The organism is Streptomyces sp. Z423-1 (genome assembly GCF_013009255.1).
GTDB classification, from domain to species: Bacteria; Actinomycetota; Actinomycetes; order Streptomycetales; family Streptomycetaceae; genus Streptomyces; species Streptomyces gossypiisoli.
In genome coordinates, this window is record NZ_CP053109.1 from 832,616 (window position 1) to 853,050 (window position 20,435).

The 20,435-nt window shown below is 72.1% G+C and carries 23 protein-coding genes and 1 pseudogene; 16 read left to right on the forward strand and 8 right to left on the reverse strand.

Annotated elements, in window-relative coordinates:
• Positions 1-214 precede the first annotated feature (214 nt).
• The gene (locus HJD23_RS03705) at positions 215-955 is read right to left on the reverse strand and encodes a cobalt-precorrin-6A reductase (protein WP_171110668.1); all 741 of its coding nucleotides are present in this window, start codon (positions 953-955) and stop codon (positions 215-217) included.
• A gap of 79 nt (positions 956-1,034) precedes the next feature.
• Between HJD23_RS03705 and HJD23_RS03710 the strand changes: the two genes are divergently transcribed.
• On the forward strand, positions 1,035-1,265 hold the full coding sequence (locus tag HJD23_RS03710; protein WP_171110667.1) for a hypothetical protein: 231 nt from the start codon (positions 1,035-1,037) through the stop codon (positions 1,263-1,265).
• 13 nt (positions 1,266-1,278) lie between these two features.
• Positions 1,279-2,097, forward strand: coding sequence for an HAD-IIA family hydrolase (locus HJD23_RS03715; RefSeq protein WP_171110666.1), 819 nt, complete (start codon positions 1,279-1,281; stop codon positions 2,095-2,097).
• Between the two features lie 18 nt (positions 2,098-2,115).
• Here HJD23_RS03715 and HJD23_RS03720 read toward each other — a convergent pair whose 3' ends face one another.
• Complete coding sequence (locus tag HJD23_RS03720; protein ID WP_171110665.1) at positions 2,116-2,892, reverse strand: sulfite exporter TauE/SafE family protein; 777 nt, start codon at positions 2,890-2,892, stop codon at positions 2,116-2,118.
• A 150-nt stretch (positions 2,893-3,042) separates the two neighbouring features.
• Entirely contained in the window at positions 3,043-4,230 is a 1,188-nt protein-coding gene (locus tag HJD23_RS03725; protein WP_171110664.1) for a thiolase family protein, read from the reverse strand.
• 446 nt (positions 4,231-4,676) lie between these two features.
• Here HJD23_RS03725 and HJD23_RS03730 point away from each other — a divergent pair, with 446 nt between their 5' ends.
• The 6 genes from HJD23_RS03730 to HJD23_RS03755 all read left to right on the forward strand — a co-directional run bounded on the left by HJD23_RS03730 (position 4,677) and on the right by HJD23_RS03755 (position 8,275).
• A complete protein-coding gene (locus HJD23_RS03730; RefSeq protein ID WP_171110663.1) occupies positions 4,677-5,486 on the forward strand; it encodes an alpha/beta hydrolase in 810 nt (269 codons plus the stop codon).
• A gap of 43 nt (positions 5,487-5,529) precedes the next feature.
• A complete protein-coding gene (locus tag HJD23_RS03735; RefSeq protein ID WP_171111807.1) occupies positions 5,530-5,784 on the forward strand; it encodes a WhiB family transcriptional regulator in 255 nt (84 codons plus the stop codon).
• A 16-nt stretch (positions 5,785-5,800) separates the two neighbouring features.
• On the forward strand, positions 5,801-6,280 hold the full coding sequence (locus tag HJD23_RS03740) for a DNA starvation/stationary phase protection protein (protein ID WP_171110662.1): 480 nt from the start codon (positions 5,801-5,803) through the stop codon (positions 6,278-6,280).
• Positions 6,281-6,411: 131 nt separating this feature from the next.
• Positions 6,412-6,744 (forward strand): DUF3140 domain-containing protein, encoded by a 333-nt coding sequence (locus HJD23_RS03745; RefSeq protein WP_171110661.1) that lies wholly within the window; start codon positions 6,412-6,414, stop codon positions 6,742-6,744.
• Entirely contained in the window at positions 6,741-7,391 is a 651-nt protein-coding gene (locus HJD23_RS03750) for an endonuclease (protein ID WP_171110660.1), read from the forward strand. Before HJD23_RS03745 ends, HJD23_RS03750 begins: the two co-directional genes overlap by 4 nt.
• 65 nt (positions 7,392-7,456) lie before the next feature.
• On the forward strand, positions 7,457-8,275 hold the full coding sequence (locus HJD23_RS03755; RefSeq protein ID WP_171111805.1) for an SAM-dependent methyltransferase: 819 nt from the start codon (positions 7,457-7,459) through the stop codon (positions 8,273-8,275).
• Here the strand turns inward: HJD23_RS03755 and HJD23_RS03760 are convergent.
• Positions 8,268-9,509 carry an amidohydrolase gene (locus tag HJD23_RS03760; RefSeq protein WP_171110659.1) on the reverse strand — a complete coding sequence of 414 codons (1,242 nt, stop codon included), beginning with the start codon at positions 9,507-9,509 and terminating at the stop codon, positions 8,268-8,270. The two genes, HJD23_RS03755 and HJD23_RS03760, sit on opposite strands and share 8 nt — an antisense overlap.
• A 165-nt stretch (positions 9,510-9,674) precedes the next feature.
• Between HJD23_RS03760 and tnpA the strand changes: the two genes are divergently transcribed.
• Positions 9,675-10,103, forward strand: coding sequence for an IS200/IS605 family transposase (gene tnpA, locus HJD23_RS03765; RefSeq protein ID WP_171110658.1), 429 nt, complete (start codon positions 9,675-9,677; stop codon positions 10,101-10,103).
• A 311-nt stretch (positions 10,104-10,414) separates the two neighbouring features.
• Complete coding sequence (locus tag HJD23_RS03770) at positions 10,415-11,707, forward strand: serine/threonine-protein kinase (RefSeq protein ID WP_171110657.1); 1,293 nt, start codon at positions 10,415-10,417, stop codon at positions 11,705-11,707.
• A 38-nt stretch (positions 11,708-11,745) separates the two neighbouring features.
• Here HJD23_RS03770 and HJD23_RS03775 read toward each other — a convergent pair whose 3' ends face one another.
• The 4 genes from HJD23_RS03775 to HJD23_RS03790 form a co-directional block, all read right to left on the reverse strand.
• Positions 11,746-12,684, reverse strand: a complete 939-nt coding sequence (locus HJD23_RS03775) for a Dyp-type peroxidase (RefSeq protein WP_171111803.1) — start codon at positions 12,682-12,684, stop codon at positions 11,746-11,748.
• Between the two features lie 291 nt (positions 12,685-12,975).
• The gene (locus HJD23_RS03780; protein WP_171110656.1) at positions 12,976-14,496 is read right to left on the reverse strand and encodes a flotillin family protein; all 1,521 of its coding nucleotides are present in this window, start codon (positions 14,494-14,496) and stop codon (positions 12,976-12,978) included.
• A gap of 73 nt (positions 14,497-14,569) precedes the next feature.
• Entirely contained in the window at positions 14,570-15,076 is a 507-nt protein-coding gene (locus HJD23_RS03785) for a hypothetical protein (protein WP_171110655.1), read from the reverse strand.
• Positions 15,077-15,438: 362 nt separating this feature from the next.
• Positions 15,439-16,317, reverse strand: a complete 879-nt coding sequence (locus HJD23_RS03790) for a Cof-type HAD-IIB family hydrolase (protein ID WP_171110654.1) — start codon at positions 16,315-16,317, stop codon at positions 15,439-15,441.
• Between the two features lie 188 nt (positions 16,318-16,505).
• Here HJD23_RS03790 and HJD23_RS03795 point away from each other — a divergent pair, with 188 nt between their 5' ends.
• From HJD23_RS03795 to HJD23_RS03820, 6 genes and pseudogenes are all read left to right on the forward strand, one after another.
• Positions 16,506-17,318, forward strand: coding sequence for an SAM-dependent methyltransferase (locus tag HJD23_RS03795; RefSeq protein ID WP_171110653.1), 813 nt, complete (start codon positions 16,506-16,508; stop codon positions 17,316-17,318).
• A 43-nt stretch (positions 17,319-17,361) separates the two neighbouring features.
• The gene (locus tag HJD23_RS43430) at positions 17,362-18,624 is read left to right on the forward strand and encodes an amidohydrolase family protein (protein WP_240980622.1); all 1,263 of its coding nucleotides are present in this window, start codon (positions 17,362-17,364) and stop codon (positions 18,622-18,624) included.
• The gene (locus tag HJD23_RS03805) at positions 18,621-19,148 is read left to right on the forward strand and encodes an NUDIX hydrolase family protein (protein ID WP_171111801.1); all 528 of its coding nucleotides are present in this window, start codon (positions 18,621-18,623) and stop codon (positions 19,146-19,148) included. The genes HJD23_RS43430 and HJD23_RS03805 overlap by 4 nt, the downstream gene beginning before the upstream one ends.
• A 180-nt stretch (positions 19,149-19,328) precedes the next feature.
• Positions 19,329-19,499, forward strand: coding sequence for a 50S ribosomal protein L32 (rpmF, locus tag HJD23_RS03810; protein ID WP_141307157.1), 171 nt, complete (start codon positions 19,329-19,331; stop codon positions 19,497-19,499).
• Positions 19,500-19,506: 7 nt separating this feature from the next.
• Positions 19,507-19,836: pseudogene (locus HJD23_RS03815) on the forward strand (GTP-binding protein); the annotation flags it as partial.
• Between the two features lie 229 nt (positions 19,837-20,065).
• A complete protein-coding gene (locus tag HJD23_RS03820) occupies positions 20,066-20,302 on the forward strand; it encodes a helix-turn-helix transcriptional regulator (RefSeq protein WP_171110651.1) in 237 nt (78 codons plus the stop codon).
• Positions 20,303-20,435 lie beyond the last annotated feature (133 nt).

Consider the following 20,435-nt stretch of genomic DNA (forward strand, 5'->3'; position numbering starts at 1 on the left):
CCTCGCCGGCCGGGTCCGAGCCACGCCGGGCGCTGCAAGACCCCTCGCCGGCCGGGCCCCAGCCACGCCAGGCGCCGCAAGACCCCGCATCAACTGGGCCCGACCCACGCCAGGCGCCGCAAGCCCCCCGCCAGCCGGGCCCCAGCCACGCCAGGTACCGCAAGGCCCCTCGGCAGCAAGGGCCCGACCCGCGCCAGGTGCTGCAAGCCCTTCGCTAGCGAGGCCCCAGCCACGCCAGGGCCCCTGGTACGTCGGCGACGGCCGTCACGCCGGGCGGTAGCGGTGGGCGGCGTACGACTACGACCGGCACGCCGAGTTCGCGGGCCGCGGTGAGCTTGGCGGCCGTCGCCTCTCCCCCGCTGTCCTTGGTGACGATCACGTCGATCCGGTGCTCCCGCAGCAGCGCCGACTCCTCGACGACGGTGAAGGGGCCCCGGGCGAGGACGAGTTCGAGGTCCGACGGCATCGGGGGCGCGGGCGGTTCCACGGACCGTACGACGAAGAACTGCTCCGTCAGATGGGCGAAGGCGGCGAGGCCCAGGCGGCCGGTGGTGAGGAGCACCCGGCGGCCGAGTCGCGGCAGCAGCTCCGCGGCCGCGTCCAGCGAGGCGACCGGGTGCCAGTCGTCCCCCGGCCCCGGCCGCCAACCCGGCCGGCGCAGCACGACGGCCGGTGTTCCGGTCAGCGCGGCCGCGCGGGCCGCGTTCGCGGTGATCGCCTCGGCGAAGGGGTGCGTGGCGTCGACGACGGCGGACACGTCGTGGCCGCGCAGCCACTCGGCCAGCCCTTCCGCCCCGCCGAACCCCCCGATCCGCACGTCGCCGTCGACCGCTCCCGGCCGCGACACCCGCCCCGCCAACGACGTCGTGACCCGCACATCCGCGCGGGCGGCCAGCTCGGCGGCGAGTTCACGGGCCTCGGTGGTGCCGCCGAGGATCAGGACGTGACGGGACATGGCGTCGAGAGTACGAGGTGCGGCGGCCCGCGCCCCCGTCGCCTCACTTCTCGCCTCACTTCACGTCGAGTCACAATGCGTGGCGGCCACCCGGCGGCTGGTGCAGGCCGAAGGGCGAGCCCTGGTCGTCGCGGCACAGCTTGAAGCGGCCGAACCGGGCGACGGAGTCGGCCTCCTCCTCCCCCTCCTCGCCGATGTCCTGGACGGTGCCGCCGAGTTCACGCACCTTGGCGATCGCGGCGTCGATGTCGTCGACGCGGAAGAAGAGATACGGGGACGCGCCCTCGTCACCGCCGTGCAGACCGAGTGACTATCGTCCAGGCATGGACTCAGTGCGGGCCGTGCTCATCGACATCGACGGCGTTCTCACCGTCTCGTGGCAGCCGCTGCCCGGTGCGGTCGAGGCGCTGCGGGAGATCCGGGACGCCGGACTGCCGGTCGCCCTGGTGACCAATACGACGTCCCGGACACGCGCGTCCATCGCCGGGACGCTTGCGGAGGCAGGGTTTCCGGTGGCGGCGGAGGACATCCTGACCGCACCGGCCGTCACCGCCGCGTATCTCGCCGAGCACTGTCCGGGGGCGCGGTGCGCGCTGCTGAACAGCGGGGACATCCGGGAGGACCTGGAGGGCGTGAGCCTGGTGGACGACGCGGACGCGGAGAGCGTCGTCGGCGCCGACGCGTCGGTGGATGTCGTGGTCGTCGGTGGCGCCGGGCCGGAGTTCGGGTACGCGGCGCTCAACCGGGCGTTCGGGCACCTTCAGCGCGGGGCGCGGCTAGTGGCCATGCACCGCAATCTGTACTGGCGTACCAAGGACGGCTTGCAGCTCGACACCGGGGCGTTCCTGGCCGGGCTGGAGCAGGCCGCGCGTACCGAGGCGGAGGTGACCGGCAAGCCGTCGGTCGCGTTCTTCGAGGCTGCGCTGGGCCGACTGGGCGTGAGCGCGGGCGAGGCCGTGATGGTGGGGGACGACATCGAGTCGGACGTACTCGCGGCCCAGCGGGCCGGGGTGACGGGGGTGCTGGTGAAGACCGGCAAGTATCTGCCGGAGACGCACCGGGCGGCCGGCGGCACGCCCGACCATGTGGTCGACTCCTTCGCCGACGTACCGTCGCTTCTGGGGCTGAGCAAGGGGCGCTGAGCGCGGCTAGCTGTACAGCTAGCGCAGCAGGAGCTGTACGCCGCCCACCACCGTCGCCGCGATCACCAACTGCTCGAACAGTCGCTGGTTGATTCGGTTCACAGCCCATTTGCCGATCAACGCACCGGGCACCACGAACACCACGAGCGCGGCGTCAAGGAGCAGCGACCGCCCGTCGATCAGTCCGAGCCCCGCACTGAAGGGCACCTTGGACACGTTGACGATCAGGAAGAAGAACGCCGACGTGCCCAGGAACCCCAGCTTCCGGAACCCCGCCGACAGCAGGTACATCGACATCACCGGGCCGCCCGCGTTGGCGACCATCGTGGTGAAGCCGCCGAGGACGCCGTACGAACGGGCCTTGATGCGGCCCGCCCTGCCGGTCACCGAGTCCGGCTCCTCCCCAGGCGCCTCCGCCGTGCGCCGACGCCACACCGTCACGCCCGCCATCAGCAGCAGGGTCGCCCCGATCGACGTCCGTACGACCTCGTCGTCGGCCCACATCAGGAACAGCGTGCCGATCACGACCCCCGCCGCGACCGCCGGGAACAGCCGCCACAGCGTGGGCCAGTGGGCGTGCCGCCGGTAGGTGAGGACCGCGAGCACGTCCCCGGCGATCAGGACCGGCAGCAGCACCCCCGTGGAGGCGCGGGCCGGCAGCACCGCCGCGAAGATGGCGAGGCTGACCGTGTTGGCCCCGCTCACGGCGGTCTTCGAGAAGCCGACCAGGAGCGCGGCGAAGGCGAGGGCGGCGAACTCCCAGCCGGTGAGGTGCCAGAGCGTCATCGTGTCCATGCGGGCACCGATGCTATGCCCACGCATCTGGCCGCCGTAAGGAGTGTCTCGCCAGGTGGCCCCTGGAGAGGTCGCCGGTGCGGAACCAGCCGTCGACGAGCGCCTCGGCGGTGGCCTCGCGGCTACCGAGGGCCTGCGGCGGATCAGGTCCTAATGCCTCTCCACCAGCACCGCGCTCCCCTGCCCGACGCCCACGCACATCGTCGCCAGCCCGCGCCCCGCGCGTGTGCGGCGCATCCGGTGCAGCAGGGTGGTGAGGATGCGGGCGCCGGAGCAGCCGAGCGGGTGACCGAGGGCGATCGCGCCGCCGCTCGGGTTGACCAGCTCGGGGTCGATGCCGAGCCGGTCCACGCAGGCGAGGGCCTGGGCGGCGAACGCCTCGTTGAACTCGGCCTCCTCGATGTCGCCGACGCTCCACCGGGCACGCGCCAGCGCCTTCTGCGTGGCGGGGACGGGGCCGATGCCCATCACGTCCGGGTGGACGCCGGCCGAGGCACCGGCGACGTACCGCCCCAGCGACTCCAGCCCCAGCTCGTTCAGTGCCTCTTCGCTGACCAGGAGGAGCCCGGCCGCCCCGTCGTTCATCGGGGACGCGTTGCCCGCGGTCACTGTGCCGCCCTCGCGGAAGACCGGCTTCAGCCGGGCCAGCTTCTCGTACGACGTGTCCTCACGGACGCATTCGTCGCTGTCGACCACCACACCGTCGGGACGCTGCACCGGCAGGAGTTCGTCGTCGAAGTGGCCGTTCTTGCGGGCGTCGGCGGCCAGTCGGTGACTGCGCAGCGCGAACTCGTCCTGACGTTCGCGCGGGACGCCGTACCGCTCGGCGACCTCCTCCGCGGTCTCGCCCATGGACAGCAGGCCGTGCAGTTCCTTCATCGCCGGGTTGACCAGGCGCCAGCCGAGCCGGGTGTCGGCGGTCTCCATGCGATGCGGCAGGGCCTCGTCGGGGCGGGGCAGCACGAAGGGGGCGCGGCTCATCGACTCGGACCCGCCCGCGAGCACGATGTCGGCCTCGCCCGCGGCGATGGTGCGGGCCCCGAGGGTGATCGCTTCGAGGCCGGAGGCGCACAGCCGGTTGACGGTGACTCCGGGGACGGACTCGGGGAGACCGGCGAGCAGGGCGGCCATGCGGGCGACGTTGCGGTTGTCCTCACCGGCCTGGTTGGCGGCGCCCCAGTAGACGTCGTCGATGCGGGCCGGGACGAGTGCGGGCACGTCGGCGACGAGGCCGCGGATCACGGTCGCGGCGAGGTCGTCGGGCCGTACGGAGGACAGGGCTCCGCGCAGCTTGCCGATGGGGGTGCGGCGGGCGGCCGCGAAGTGGACGGGACGCACGACAGACTCCTGACCGGGAGCCGGATCTGCGGCTCCGAGGGTTAATTAGCGCTGCTAGTTTTGGACTATAGACCGCCGGGCCCCGCCCTGGGAAGATCCCCGGGTCCGAGGTGTCCCCGGGTCCGAGGTGTCCCCGGGTCCGGGATGTCCCCGGGGCCGAGGTGTCCCCGGGTCCGAGGTGTCCCCGGGTCCGAGGTGTCCCCGGGTCCGGGATGTCCCCGGGTCCGGGATGTCGCCGGGGGTCCGGGATGTCCCAGGGACCGGGATGCCCCAGGGACCGGGATGCCCCCGAGACCCGAAGGACTCCTGAGACCCGGAAAGACCCCCGGGACCGGAAAGATCCCCGGGACCCGAAAGACTCCCGAGACCGGGAATACCCCGGGACCGGGAAGACCCCGGCACCGGGAAGACCCCCGGAGGCCTTCACCGACGCAGCTGGAGGAACCATGGCCGACGCCCGCGAGCACGACCTCGCCGGAACCCGGGGCACGATCACCGCCCGCGAGTGGCCGCACCCGGATCCGGCCTTCCTGGCCCTCCTCTCGCACGGCTACGGCGAGCACATCGGCCGGTACGAGGGCGTGGCCGGGGTACTCCTGGCCCACGGGGCCGCCGTCTTCGGCCCGGATCACATGGGGCACGGCAGGTCGGCGGGCGAGCGCGTGGTGATCGAGGACTTCGAGGACGTCGTCACCGATCTGCACGCGGTCGCCGAGCGGGCCAGGTCGGCGTACCCGGACCTGCCGCTCGTCCTGGTCGGGCACTCCATGGGCGGCCTGATCGCGGCCCGCTACGCCCAGCGCCACGGTGCCGAACTGGCCGCGCTCGTCCTCTCCGGGCCCGTGATCGGCACCTGGGAGACGCCCGGCCGACTGCTCGCCCACGACGAGATCCCCGAGATCCCGATCAACCCGGCCGCGCTGGCTCGCGATCCGGCCGTCGGGGCCGCCTACGCAGCCGACCCGCTGGTGTGGCACGGGCCGATGAAGCGCCCGACGCTGGAGGCGTTCGCCCGGACCCTTCGGGTCGTGGCCGAGGGCGGGAACGTGGGCGAGCTGCCGGTGCTGTGGCTGCACGGGGACGACGACCGGCTGGTGCCGCTCGCGGGTAGCCGGGTCGGCGTGGAACGGCTGAGCGGGGGCACGCTGACCGAACGGATCTATCCCGGCGCACGGCACGAGGTCTTCCACGAGACGAACAAGGCCGAGGTCTTCACCGACGTAACCCGATTCCTGGACAAGGCGCTCGCACGCTGAGACACGCCGTTTGCACCGGTTCGCCCGGGGCACCCGCGCCCGCATGGAGTGGTTGCGGCGAGCCGCCTGCGTGGGTGAGGACCCCGAGCTGTTCTTCCCCGTGGGCACGACGGGACCGGCGCTCCGGGACATCGCGGCCGCCAAGCGCGTCTGCGCCCGGTGCTCGGTGATCACCCAGTGTCTGCGCTACGCGCTGAGCAGCGGGCAGACCTCGGGCGTGTGGGGCGGGACCGGCGAGCACGAACGCGCCGCGCTGCTCCGCACCGCCAGGACGCATCAAGGTCCAGGAACGACATGAGAGGGAGAGACGCACCATGACCGTCGTGAGGAGCACTCTGCCCGACGATGCCCGCCGGGTTGCCTGTGACGCGCTCCAGGAGACCCTGGTGGACCTGCTCGGACTCTCACTCACCGGGAAGCAGGCGCACTGGAACATCGTGGGACCCCGGTTCCGCTCGATCCACCTCCAGCTGGATGAGGTGGTCTCGGCCGCCCGCGGTTTCGCCGACACGGTGGCGGAGCGCGCCGCGGCGCTCGGCGTCCCGCCGGACGGCCGCCCGGAGACCATCGCCGCGCGCTTCTCGCTGCCCGGCCCCAAGGACGGCTGGGTGCGCGACACGGAGGTCGTCCAGGTGATGGTGGAGGCGCTGGAAGCGGCGATCGGCGGGCTGCGGTCGCGGATCGAGGCGACCGAGAGGCCCGATCCGGTCACGCAGGACCTGCTCATCTCCGTCACCGCGGAGTTGGAGAAGCAGCGGTGGATGTTCGAGGCGGAGAACTTCCCGCGCGACTGACCGCCGCGCGGCATCTCGTATGACCGCCGCGCGGCATCCTCGTGCGACCGCCGCGCAGCACCCTCGTTACGACCGCCGCGCAACACCCTCGTTACGAAGCGACGGCCCCGATGTACGAAGGGAGGGGGCACATGACCGACGCCCTCGAACTCGACGCGCTGTGGGAGGACTTCCACCGCGTGGTGAACATGACCTCGCAGGAGCTGGCCGCCTGGCTGCGGGTTCGCGACGCCGACGAGGACGCGGAGCCGCTGCCCGACCAGGCCGGCACACCCACCGGGCGGCATGTCCTCGCGATCCTGCAGAAGCGGCGCACCGATCTCACCGACGACGACATCCAGGTGATGTACGACGTGGTGGAGACGGTCAGCGCCCGGGCGGACCTGGAGAACGAGCCCGAGCCCGAACAGACCCGCCACCGGCACCAGCTGATGACGCTGGGCCACGACCCGCTGAAGCCATGAGCGGCCATGAGCAGCGCGTCGTACGCGAACTGCTGAACGCGCACGGACAGACGTATGCCGAGGAGGCGGGCATCCGGCTGCGGGACACGCCGCAGCCGCTGTACCGGCTCCAGGTGCTGTCGCTGCTGCTCAGCGCCCGGATCCGCGCCTCGGTCGCCGTCGCGGCCGCGCGTGCCCTGTACGAGGCGGGGCTGCGCGACCCGCGGCGGATGGCCGAGGCCGACTGGCAGGACCGGGTGGACGCCCTGGGCCGGGGCGGCTACCGGCGCTACGACGAGCGCACCGCCACCCAACTCGGCGACGGCGCCGAGCTGTTGACCGAGCGGTGGGGCGGCGATCTGCGGCGGCTGCGCGAGGAGGCCGACGGCGAGGTGCCCGCACTGCGCCGGCTGCTCCAGGAGATCCCCGGCGTGGGGCCCACGGGCGCCGACATCTTCCTGCGCGAGGCCCAGCGCGTTTGGCCCGAAGCCGCTCCGTACTTGGACGCCAAGGCGCTGTCCGGGGCGGAGCGGCTCGGCCTGCCGAAGGATCCGGACCGCCTGCTGAAGCTCGCCGGTGACGCCGAACCGGCCGTGCTCGCCGCCGCGTTGGTGCGGGCGGCGCTGGACAAGGAGGTGGCCGAAGACAGCCTCCGCCGCGCCGCATGATCGTGCCAGACTTGCTGCTCGCCCTGCCCGGGATCACGCCGGGCCGCCGAGCGGAGGAGCAGTGTGTGACCGGGACCGAGCCGGCAGGCCGGCGGATCGACACGACGAAGCCGCACCCGGCCCGGGTGTACGACTGGTTCCTGGGCGGCAAGGACAACTACCCGGTCGACGAGCAGCTCGGCCGCCGCATCATGGCGATCGACAGCGGCGCCCCGCGGGCGGCCCGCAGCAACCGCTGGTTCATGCAGCGGGCCACGCGGCTGCTCGTCCGTGAGTCGGGAATCCGCCAGTTCCTGGACATCGGCTCCGGCATCCCGACCGAGCCCAACCTGCACCAGATCGCCCAGGCCACCGCGCCGGACGCGCGTGTCGTCTACGTCGACAACGACCCGATCGTCCTCGCCCACGCCGCCGCCCTGCTGCACGGCACCCCGGAGGGCGCCACGGACTACGTGCAGGCCGACGCCCGTAAGCCGCACGCCATCCTCGAACAGGCGGCCCAGGTCCTCGACTTCGACCGGCCGGTCGCCCTGTCCCTCATCGCGCTGCTGCACTTCATCGCCGACGAGGACGGCGCCCACGACCTGGTGGCCACCCTCGTCGACGCGCTCGCGCCGGGCAGTTGTCTGGTCCTGTCGGCGATGACCGCCGACTTCGAGCCGGAGAACGTCCGCCGGGGCATCGCCGCCTACGCCGAGGGCGGGGTGACGCTGGTGGCCCGCACGCACGCCGGGATGGGCCGCTTCTTCGAGGGGCTGGAACTCGTCGGCCCCGGGATCGTGTCCGTGGCGGACTGGCGCCCCGAACTGGCGGAGGGCGAGTCGGACATCGGCCCGGGGCCGGTGTCGCTGTACGGCGGGGTCGGCCGGAAGCGGGCTAGCTGAGCCTGCTCAACGCCGCCGACACCAGCGTCTGCACCCCCGGCACGAGCACCGAGAGGTCCGGCGCGAAGAGCGGGCTGTGGTTGCTGGGGACGTTGCCCAGCCGCTCCAGCAGTCCCTCGCCCGGCGCCGCCTCCCACACATCGGCCGGTGTCGTCGTGACGTACCAGTAGTCGTACGGCACTCCCGCCGGCGCCAGCAGGGAGAAGTCCTCGCTGCCCATCGCCGGTCCGAAGTCGAACACCGAGTGGCCGCCGAACAGTTCGCGGTGCACGGACGCGATCTCCTCGTCGAGGGACGCGTCGTTGACGGTGTTCGGGTAGCCGGGGTGGACGGTGATCTCGGGCGACTGCGGGCAGCCGGCGGCCTGGCACTCGCCGGTGACGATGCGGCGCACGGCGGCCAGGACGCGCTCGCGCACCTCCGGGTCCTGGGTACGCAGGTTCAGCGCGAGCCGGGCCTCGGCGGGGATGATGTTGGCCTGCGTACCGGCGTGGAACTGCCCCACGGTCAGCACCGCCGACTGCGCCGCCGCGACCTCGCGTGAGACCACGGACTGCAACCGCGTGACGATGTACGCGCCGGTCACCACCGGGTCGACGGTCGACTCGGGGCGCGAGCCATGGCCGCCCAGGCCGTGCACGACGACGTCGATGTCGTCGGAGGCCGACATGATCAGGCCGGGGGTGTGCGGGTAGAACCCGGCGAGGCCGGGCGCGGCATGCTGGCCGAACAGCACGTCGGGGCGCGGGAAACGCTCGTGCACCCCGTCCGCGACCATCGCCGCCGCTCCCCCGCCGGACTCCTCCGCGGGCTGCCCGACCACCACGAGCGTGCCCGACCAGGTCGCCCGGCCGGCGGCGAGCGCCTCGGCGGCGCCGGTCAGCCAGGTGATGTGCAGATCGTGTCCGCAGGCGTGCATCACGCCGTCGGCGGTGGAGGCGTAGGGCAGGCCCGTCGCCTCCCGCACGGGCAGCGCGTCCATGTCGCCGCGCAGCCAGACGACCGGACCGTCCCCGTTGGCCAGCACGCCGACGACGCCGGTACGGCCGACCCCTTCCGTCACCTCGTATCCCGCCGCGCGCAGCCGGCCGGCCAGCTGGGCGGCGGTGCGGTGCTCCTGGAAGGCGAGTTCGGGGTGGCGGTGCAGGTCGCGGTAGAGGTCCTCCAGGCCGTCGGGCTTGAGGCCGGTGGTGAGTTCGAGGGTGAGGCGTGCTGCGGCGGCTGGCTCGCTCATGCTGCTTCCTTCTCCTCCGACGTGGCACGCGTCCCCAACGGGCGTCGCGTGCGGGGGTGTTGGGGGGCGGGGCTGCGGTGTCATCCTGCCCCGCGCTCGTGCGGCCCGGTCAGCCCTCCCCGAGGGCGGCCTCGATCTTCACATTCCCGACCATATCATTGATCTATGTCACCGCGATGGGAACCAAACCCCGATGTACGCAGGGGAAGAAGCGTCGTCTACACCCTGCACGCGCACTTGGTCTTCATCCCGAAGGACCGGCGCGGCGTCTTCACCGACGTCATCCTCACCAGGTGCGAAGAGGTCATGCGGAAGGTCTGCGAGGACTTCGGCGCGGAACTACGGGAGTTCAACGGCGAAACCGATCACGTCCACCTGCTCGTGCACTACCCGCCGTCCGTTGCCCTCTCCCGGCTCGTCGGCAGCCTCAAAGGCGTCTCCGCCCGCCGCCTCCGCCAGGAATTCCCCGCCCACGTCCGCAAGTACCTGTGGGGCGAGCAGTTCTGGTCACCCTCCTACTTCGCCGGCTCCTGCGGTGGGGCGCCACTGGCCGTGGTCGAGGAGTACATCGAGAACCAGAAGCGCCCGGACTGAGCGCCACCCCCGTCGCGGAGCATTCCGAAGCGATGTGGCGGCGCTCCGCACCGCCCCACTCAGGATGCACGGTGACGGGGGATACGGGGCAGTCGCCGTACCAACGCCGAGGTCGCCGCCGGACTCTACGTCTCGCTCTCCACGGGTACGCGCAGACGCGTTCGTGAGAGCCATCCGTACGGGTGATCATGTGCACCGGCCCTCGGCCGGTACGCTGTGGCAGCTGCGGCAATCCCCCCACCTCACCCGCAACCGTGGTGAGTTGCGGCCTGCGGCGCCGAAACGTCACACACCATGAGGATGAATCACAGGTGCTCATAGCGGGCCGGTACCAGCTGCAGGATCCGATCGGGCGGGGCGCGATGGGAGAGGTCTGGCGGGCGTACGACGAGACGCTCGGCAGACCGGTCGCCGTCAAGCTGCTGCTGCCCCAGGACTCCGACCCGACGGCCGCCTCACGCTTCCGGCTGGAGGCGCAGACCGCCGGGCGGCTGCATCACCCGTACGTGGTGGGCGTGCTGGACTTCGGTGCGCAGGAGGACCGGCTGTTCCTGGTGATGGAGCTGGTCGACGGCGACAGCCTGGCCCGTGTGCTCGCCGAAGCGGGTCCGCAGCCCGCCGAGCGCGTGGCCCGGATCGCCTCGCAGGCGGCCGCCGGGCTGGCCGCCGCGCACCAGCAGGGCATCGTGCACCGCGACATCAAGCCGGCCAACCTGCTGCTGGACGCCGACGGCACCCTGAAGATCGGCGACTTCGGCATCGCCCGCTTCCTCGACGACCCGGCCGCCGCGCTCACCGCCACCGGCCAGATCGTCGGCACCAGCCTCTATCTCGCCCCGGAACGCGCGCTCGGCCGGCCCGCGGGCCCGGCCAGCGACGTGTACTCACTGGGCTGTGTGCTGTACCAACTCCTCACCGGTCGCCCGCCGTTCCAGGCCGACACCCCGATCGCCATCCTCCACCAGCATCTCGACACCACCCCGGTACCGCCCCGACAGCTCGGCGCCGAACTCCCGCCCGCCTTCGAGAGTTACCTGCTGGGTCTGCTGGCCAAGCAGCCCGAGCACCGGCCCAGTGCCGCGCAGGTCGCCGACTGGTTCGCGGCCGGCGCCTGGCAGGGCCGCCCCGAGCCGCTGCCCGCCACCGCACCGACGCCCGCCGCACCGACGCCCGCGGCCCCGCAGTCGCCCCGGCTCGGGGAGACCGGCCCGGCGACGACGTACATGCTGCCGTCCTCCCCGAGGACCGCGGCCCGGCGCCGCAGCCGGCCGGGGGCGCGGGACGTGCTCATGCGGCCGCGCGTGGTGGGGACCGCCGCCGCGGTGGCGCTGTTCCTGGCGGCGATGACCGTCGGCATGCTGTGGTTCTCGCCCGACAACACGGCGGCGGAGGGCTCCAAGGACTCCCCCAGCACCACTCCCACGGTCGGCGGCAGCACGCCCACGCCGTCGCAGTCTCCGTCCGACGCGTCCGCCACCCCGGCTGCCGGGACGTCCCCGACTCCCGTGACGGCGAAGACCAGTGAGAAGGCCAAGGACGAGAAGCGGGAGCGGCGGCGTGACGCGGACGACGAAGACGATGACGGGAACGACCGGGACGACTGACTGCTGCCCCTCGGGGGGCTCCAGCCTCCCGGGTGGCTTCAGCCCCTCGGGATGGACCGCAGGAAGTCGGCCGAGGGCACGAAGAACCGGGTGCCGGTGACGGCCCGCGAGTAGTCCAGCAGTGGATCGGGCCCCGAGGCCGGGGTGCCGAGGAACATACGCTCCAGCATCGTCTCGGTCACCCGGGGATCATGGGCGTACGCGATGAAGTACGTACCGAACTCGCCGTGCCCCGGCCTGCCGAACGGCATCGCGGCCCGCAGGATGCGCAGTTCGGTCCCGTCGGGAGCCGTGATGCTGTTGACGTCCTTGTGCGAACCGGGCGCGTCCAGTTCGACGTTGGTCGCCTTGGTGCGGCCGATGATCTTCTCCTGGGTCTCGGCCGGCAGCCGCTCCCAGGCGTCCATGTCGTGCAGGTACTTCTGCACGACCGCGTACGAGCCGCCGCGGAAGCCGGGGTCCTCGTCGCCCACGAGTGCCGCGTCGACGGCGTCGGACCCGACCGGGTTCTCGGTGCCGTCGACGAAACCGAGGAGGTTGCGCGAGTCGTAGTAGGAGAAGGCGTGCACCTCGTCCTGGACGGTGGCCGCGTCGCGCAGCCCCTTCATGATCTCCGCCGTCAGCGCGATGCACAGGTCGAGCCGGGTCGCCCGGATGTGGAAGAGCAGATCGCCCGGCGTGGCCACGGCCTGGTGCCGGGGCCCGGTCAGCTCGCGGAACGGGTACAGCGCCGCCGGACGGGGCGCGCCGAACAGCCGGTCCCACGCGTCGGCTCCCACCCCGGCCACGCAGGACAGACCGCCGTCGGGATACGGAAAGGCGAGGGCCCGTTCCCAACCGGCGAGTCCCGCCAGCACGTCCCGGGCCACGGCCTCCCCGCCGGGATCGATGGTGACGACCAGAAAGACCGCCGCGCTCGGCAGCGGGCTCAGCACCGGCTGCGGCCGGCCAGGGGCAGACGGTACCGACGACGACATGGCTCCCCCCCACTCATCGACGTGCGCCACCGCCAGGTGGCCGATGAGCACTGTGACCCTGCCCATTCGAACACGCCACGACACCGTGGCAGTCCGCTCGGCACCGTGCGGGGCCCGGTGCCCCGCCCATCGCGGGTGTGCGGCACCGGAGCCCCGCGGCTCCCCGTCGGAATGCTGGCCTGGCCGAGGGGCAGCCCGCATTGCCGTGTTCCGGCAAGGTCGACAACGCTCGGACGGGCCGCCCCTCCTTGTGCCGCAAGGCTCCAGGGCGGTCCCGGCCTTCCCGAGCGTTCAGCCGGTGATCTCCACCTTCCCGTTCGCCGCGCCCGGCGCCTCAGCCGACGCGTCCCGCCGGGTGATGCCCTTCAGCAGCTCGGCGAGGTCGATGCCCGTGGTGGAGCCGAGGAGTTCGAGCCCCTGCGCGACGTTGTCGGCGACGGCACGGGGAATCCGGCCGGCCCCGTCGGTGGAGATCACGGTCATCTTGTCCACCGCTGCGAGCGGTTCGGACGCCTTGGCGACGACCTGCGGCAGCACCTCGACCAGCATCTGCAGCACGGCCGCGTCGCCGTACCGCCCGAAGGCGTCGGCCTTCTGCCGCATGGCCTCCGCCTCGGCCGCGCCCTTCGCGCCGATCGCCGCCGCGTCGGCCTCGCCCTCCAGCCGGACCGCCTCCGCGATCGCCGCCCGCCGGGCCCGCTCGGCCTCACCCTGCTTGAGACCCTCGATCGCCTCCGCCTCGGCCAGCGCGCCGCGCCGCTGCTTCTCGCCCTCACCGGTGAGCCGGGACCGCTCGGCCTCCGCCTGCGCCGCCGCGATGGCGGCCAGCCGCTCGGCCTCGGCCTGCTTGACCCGCGCCACCCGCCTGGCCTCGGCCTCCTGCTCGGCGGCGTACCGCTGGGCGTCGGCGGGCTTGCGCACCTCGGTGTCGAGTTCCCGGTCCTTCAGCGCGGCCTGCCGTTCGGCGACCTTCTCCTGCTGGGTGAGGATCTCCTGCTGCCGTGCCGCCTCGGCGAGCGGTCCGGCGGCATTGGCCTGCGCGGCCGCGGCGTCCGTCTCGGCCTTGATCTCGGCCTGCCGCAGCGCGAACGTCCGCTGGGCGACGGCGATCTCCTCCTCGGCCTTCAACCGGGCCTGCTCGGCGGCCCGGCGGGCCTCGGCCTCGGCGATGTCGGCCTCCTGCTTGGCGCGGGCCGCCTCGGGGCGGCCGAGGTCCTCCAGGTAGGAGCCCTCGGTGGTGATGTCCTGGATCTGGAAGGCGTCCAGCACCAGGCCCTGCCCGGACAGGCTGGCCTCGGCCTCCTCGGCGACCTGCCCGGCGAAGGCGGCCCGGTCGCGGATGATGTCCTCCACCGACATCCGCCCGACGATGGCCCGCAGGGCGCCGGACAGCACCTCCTGGGTGAAGCCGACGATCCCGTCCTGCTGCATCAGGAACCGCTGCGCCGCCGCACGGATGGAGTCCTCGGTGCCGCCCACCTTCACGATGGCGACCCCTTCGAGGTGCGCCTTGATCCCGCGCAGGGTGACCGCGCCGCGCACCGCCACGGGGATGTGCCGCGAGGACAGGTCGAGCGTGAACCGCTGCTGCACGAACGGCACGACGAACACACCGCCGCCGACCACGACCTTCTGTCCACTGTTGTCGGTGAACACCCGGCCGGTCGCCGGATCGGTGGCCTGCTTGCCGCGCCGCCCGGTGATGATGAACGCCTCGCTCGGACCGGCCACCTTGTACCGGCTGACCACCAGCAGGGCCAGCAGCACGAGGAGTACGACGACTCCCACCACGGCGATGACGACAGGACTCATGACAATGCCCCGATTCAAGAGCTGGAAAAATCAAGGAAGAGCTGGGAGTTGAAGAATCAGATGGGCTCGGCGGTCAGTGCACCTGGCGCACGACGACGGAGGTCGCGGACGGTGCCGCCTCGACCCACACCTCGGCACCCCTGGCCACCGGCACCGCACAACGCGCCGCGAACTTCACCGGTTGACCGGCGAGTTGCAGCAGCACCTCGCCGAACCCATCGGCCGGGATGGCGGTCACGACGCTGCCCGAGGTGCCCACGAGGTCCTCGCCGCGCGGTGTGACAGCGGTCTGATCGCGCATCAGGGCACGGCTGAGGCGGTACGTCAGCCAGGCCGTACCCACGCCGCAGACGGCACCGCATCCGGTGGCGAGCGCCGGACCGGCCCCCGCCGCGCCCAGGGCGACGGCCCCTCCGAAGCCGGTCATCGCCAGGAACCCGGCGACGACCGGCAACGACAGCCACCCGTCGAGGACGCCGTCCAGTGCGCCGCCGAGCGCTCCGTCCAGCACCCCGTCGAGGACCAGCGCCAGGGCGAGCAGCACGACCCCCGTGATGCCGAGTCCCAGAAACCAGGCCATGCGTGCCGTCCCCCTCTCGCCCGTCGCCGGTCTCCCCCGTTGACGGAATCCTCACACGGGGGGTCGCGGGGTTTCATTGCCGTGTCCCGGCAATCTTTACGGCACTTTGATGCCGACGTCCGAACCCTTCGGCCGGGCACCGCCGAATCAGCGGGCGGATCGCCGACCAGGGTCGCGGCATTCTGATGCTCACCGATGACGACTGCGGCGTCACCGAGGAATGGACGCGCGGCTGGAACGACGCCAAGCACCGGCTGGGCTTCCGCTCCATCGAGGACCTCACCGACGTCCACGCCGCCGCCGACCTCTTCCGCGTGATCCGACCCGGCCGCCCACGACCGTGCGGAGCACCCCGTTGCCCGTCAGCGGCCCGCAGCGGGCAGACCCAGCAGCCGCGCGATCGTGCGAAGCACACCGTTCTCCGTGTTGGCCGGAGCCACATGGCGGGCGCGGCGGATGACCTCCGGGTGGGCGTTGGCCATCGCGAAGGACCACTCCGCGGTGTCGAGCATCTCCAGGTCGTTGAGGTAGTCGCCGAACACCATCGTCTGCGCGGGCGTGATGCCGAGCTCGCGCTGGAGGCGGCGGACGGCGGCGCCCTTGTTGGCGGTGCGGTTCATGAAGTCGACCCAGTGCTCGCCGGAGACGACGACCTGGTGGGTGACGCCGAAGCGGGCGAGGGCCGGGGCGGTGGTCCGTTCGGCCGGGCCGAAGTCGTACAGGGCGACCTTGAGGATGTCGTCGCCGGCCGCGGTGACGTCTTCGACCATCCGGTGCTCGACGTAGTACTTGCGCACCTCGGCCAGGAAGGGTTCGTCGGTGCGCTCGACGTACGCGGACCGCTTGCCGCAGACGACGGCGCCCACGTCGACGCCGCCGGCCGCGAGCCGCCGTACCGCCTCGACCACCTCCGTGACGACGGCCGGGTCCAGCGGGTCGGAGCTCAGTTCCACGCCGTCCCGGACGACGTACGTGCCGTTCTCCGCGATGAACACCATGCCGTCGGCAGCCCGGGCGAACTCCCGTGCGAGCGTGGCGTACTGGCGGCCGCTCGCCGGGCTGAACAGCACCCCGCGCTCCCGCAGTTGCTCCAGCACCTCCCACAGCCCGGCCGGGACCTGCTTGTCGTCGTCCAGCAGCGTGCCGTCCATGTCGGTGACGACGAGCCGGATGTCGGCGGAGGCGGAGCCATGCGCCGGGGAGTCGTAGGCGGTGGGCAGGGGCGCGTGGGAGTAGGGCATGTCCTGTTTCCTGGGGCGCTCGGCCGCGCCGCTCGTCGTTCCGGATGCGGCCGTCAACCCTACCGGGGACACTCACCCGTACGAGTGAGACCCCGGTCCCCGGCCCCAGTCCCCGAATCCCGCCACGCACTGATCTTGAACCCGGCACAATGGCCGCGACTGCGGTACGGGCGAGGAGAGGAAGAGACGTGAGCGAGGCACCCACCCCGGCGGAGGGAACGGCACGCCTGAACACCGGTGTGGCGCACAACGCACGGGTCTGGAACTACTGGATCGGCGGCAAGGACAACTACGAGGTCGACCACCGGGTCGGCGACCACGTCGCGTCGATGTTCCCGCTCATCCGGGACATCGCCCGGGCGGACCGCGAGTTCCTGGGCCGGGCGGTGTCGTTCCTGGCCGGTGAGCGCGGGGTGCGGCAGTTCCTGGACATCGGCACCGGGCTGCCGACGGCGGACAACACCCACGAGATCGCACAGCGCATCGCGCCCGAGTCGCGGATCGTGTACGTCGACAACGACCCGATCGTGCTGATCCACGCCCGGACCCTGCTGACCGGCAGCGCCGAGGGCGTCACCGACTACATCGACGCCGATGTGCACGACCCGGACGCCATCCTCGAACGCGCGCGGCACACGCTGGACTTCACCCGGCCCGTCGCGGTGATGATGCTGGGCATCCTCAACTTCGTGCTGGACACCGACGAGGCCCGCGACATCGTGCGCCGGGTCATGGCCGCCGTTCCCTCAGGCAGCTTCCTGGTCATGACGCACCCCACGCACGACGCCGAGCTGGGCGGCGAGGGCCAGATCCCGGCCATGAAGTTCTGGAACGAGAACGCCACCCCGCCCGTCACCGCCCGCAGCGGCGCCGAGATCGCATCATTCTTCGACGGTCTGGACATGCTGGAACCGGGCCTGGTGTCGTGTTCGGCCTGGCGCGCCGAGCTGCACGCCCCCGTGGTGGTACCGCAGTACGGCGCGGTGGCCGTGAAACCCTGACACCCGGCGCAGAGCCGGCCGCCGAGCCCGTCGAGGAGACCGTATGACGACCCTTGCCGACCCCGTCCCCGGCGGCCGCCCCGGCGATGTCGAACGGGCATCCGCGCTGAGCGGCGACCTGTCCGCGCGGGGAGTGCACGGGATCGTCCTGTCGTACGTCGACACGGCGGGCATCGGCCGGGTGAAGACCATCCCCACGGCGAGGCTCTCGGCGGCCGCGGCCTGGGGCGTCGGGATGTCACCGGTGTTCGACACCTTCCTGGCGAACGACTCCATTGTCAGCACCGACGTACTCGGCTCGCCGGACGGCGATCTGCGGCTCTACCCCGACCTGGACCAGCTGACCCTGCTCGGCGCACAGCCCGGCTGGGCGTGGGCGCCGGTGGACCGGATCACGCAGGACGGCGAGCCGCACCCGGCCTGCGCCCGCACCTTTCTGCGCCGGGTCGTCGAGCAGGCGGCCCGGCAGCACGGGGTCACCTTCCGGGCGGCCGTCGAGATCGAGTGGGCGGTGGGGCTGGGGTCGGCGCCCGGCGGCGAGTTCGTACCGGAGGTGGTGACGGCGGCCGGGGTCGAACCGGGCGAGTACGCGCGGACGTTCGAGGCGGCCGCGTGGGAGGCGGTACGGCAGCCGGGTGTGGTGGCGGTGAAGTCGGTGGCCGCCTATCGCACGGGCTTCGACCCGGACCCGGCCCGCCCCACGGAGGGCCAGGTCACCGAGGCCGCCGGGCGCTGGCCGGCGCCCGGCGGCGGCCGGCTGGCCGACCCGGTTCTCGTACGGCACCTGCTGTGGACGGCCGTCGGTCTCGGGCTCCCCCTCCAGCTGCACACCGGCTTCGGCGACAACGACATCCGGCTGCACCGCTCGGACCCCGCCCACCTGACCGACTGGCTGCATCTGACGTCCGGCACGGTCCCGGTCATGCTGCTGCACTGCTGGCCGTACCAGCGCCAGGCCGCCTGTCTCGCGGCCGTGTTCGAGCAGGTGTACCTCGACGTCGGCCTCACCCTGCACCACGTCGGTCCGGGCCGGGCCCGGGCGGTGCTGGCCGAAGCGACGGAGATCACGCCGTTCCGCAAACTGCTGTACAGCTCCGACGCCTACGGTGTTGCCGAGTTCCACCTGCTGGGCGCCCTGGCCTTCCGGCGGGGGCTGGCCGGGCTGCTCCAGGAGCGGGTCGACACCGACGAGCTCAGCCTGCCCGACGCGCTGCGGATCGCTCGGTGGGCGGGGCGGGACAACGCCGCCGGGTCTACCGCTTTTCCGACGACATCTGAAAGTATGATCAAGCAATGTCTGACATGACCGAGACCACGCCCGGTTGGCTGAGCCCCGACGAGCTGGAGATGGCGCGCGCCCGCATGCCGATCCTGTACGTCGAGGCGGTGCCGGTGCGCGTCGACGACAGTGGTGAAGTCACCAGCATCGGCCTGCTGCTGCGCATCGGACCGGACGGGACGGTCAGTCGCACCCTGGTCTCCGGCCGCGTCCTGCATCACGAGCGGGTCCGGGACGCCCTGCTGCGGCACCTGGAGAAGGACCTCGGCCCCGTGGCACTCCCCCGGATCCCGGCCTCCCTCCAGCCCTTCACGGTCGCCGAGTACTTCCCGACCCACGGCATCACGCCGTACCACGACCCGCGTCAGCACGCGGTGTCCCTCGCCTATGTCGTCCCGGTGACCGGCGACTGCCGGCCCCGGCAGGACGCGCTGGACCTGGTGTGGTTCAGCCCGCAGGAGGCAGCGTCGGAGGCTGTGCAGAGCGAGATGCCGGGCGGGCACGGGGTGCTGCTGAAGCAGGCGCTGGCCCATGTGGGGCTGGCGTTCTGAGGGTGCGGTCCACGCGGATACACGTCCGTCCGACCGCGCAGGGCCCTGCGCCCGGGGCCGGATCACGCCTGGCAGGTGGAGCGGTTGCGGGCCGCCGCCGTCGATTCGGGCGGTAACTTAGTAATGGGATCCATTTTCATGTAGCGTCTGCGGTGCAAGCGCACCGAGGAAGGACGTTCCATGGCTGTTCCCAAGCGGAAGATGTCCCGCAGCAACACCCGCCACCGCCGCGCCCAGTGGAAGGCGAGCACCCCGCAGCTGGTGCCGGTCACGATCGAGGGCGTCCGCCACCTCGTGCCGCAGCACCTGGTCAAGGCGTACGAGCGCGGGCTGCTGCGCCCCGAGGGCTGAGCAGCGGATGCCGTACGACCGACTGCCCGTCACCGTCCTCTCGGGATTCCTCGGGGCGGGCAAGACCACGCTGCTCAACCACGTCCTCGCCAACCGCGAGGGGCTGCGCGTCGCCGTGATCGTCAACGACATGAGCGAGATCAACATCGACGCGGCGCTGGTGCGCGGCGGCGAGGCCGCGCTGTCCCGGACGGAGGAGCGGCTGGTCGAGATGACCAACGGCTGCATCTGCTGCACCCTGCGCGACGACCTGCTGGACGAGGTCGACCGGCTGGCCCGTGAGGGGCGCTTCGACCATCTCCTCATCGAAAGTTCAGGAATCTCTGAGCAGATACCTCACTGAGGCCCTCAATTCACTCCTGAGGGGCATCGGCCATCCAGCACATACGACAGCGCCCCCGGCCCGGAGGCCGAGGGCGCCGCGACCGTGCCCCATCCGCGTGGCAGCTGGACATGGGGCGGGCCGTCTACGGAGGGGGGTTCCGCTGTGGTACCCACCCTTCAAGATCACACAACTTAGGGTTGACCCTAATCACAACTGATCATGGCGTCGAGACGGTGGACGGATGTCACGTCCCACCGCGCCCGACGAACGGGTCATCGCCCGCCGCCGTCAGGTGGGAGAACAGATCCGCCACGTACGCGAGCACCACAACCTCACCCAGCTCGACGTGTGCGGCAGGAGCGGCATCGACGTCGCGACGTACAGCCGGATCGAGAACGGCCACGCATCGCCGAAGCTGGACACCCTGATCCGCATCGCCCTTGCGATCGGCGTGGATCTCAACGAACTCACCCGCTGAGCGGCCGCCCCGACGGGGGTCGCAGGAGCGGCCGCCCTCCCACCGTCGGCGCCGTCCGTGCTTCTCCGGCGGAGGGGGCTCAGTGGCTTATGGACGCCTGGGTGGACTGGTGCGGCACTGTGGGCGTGCACGG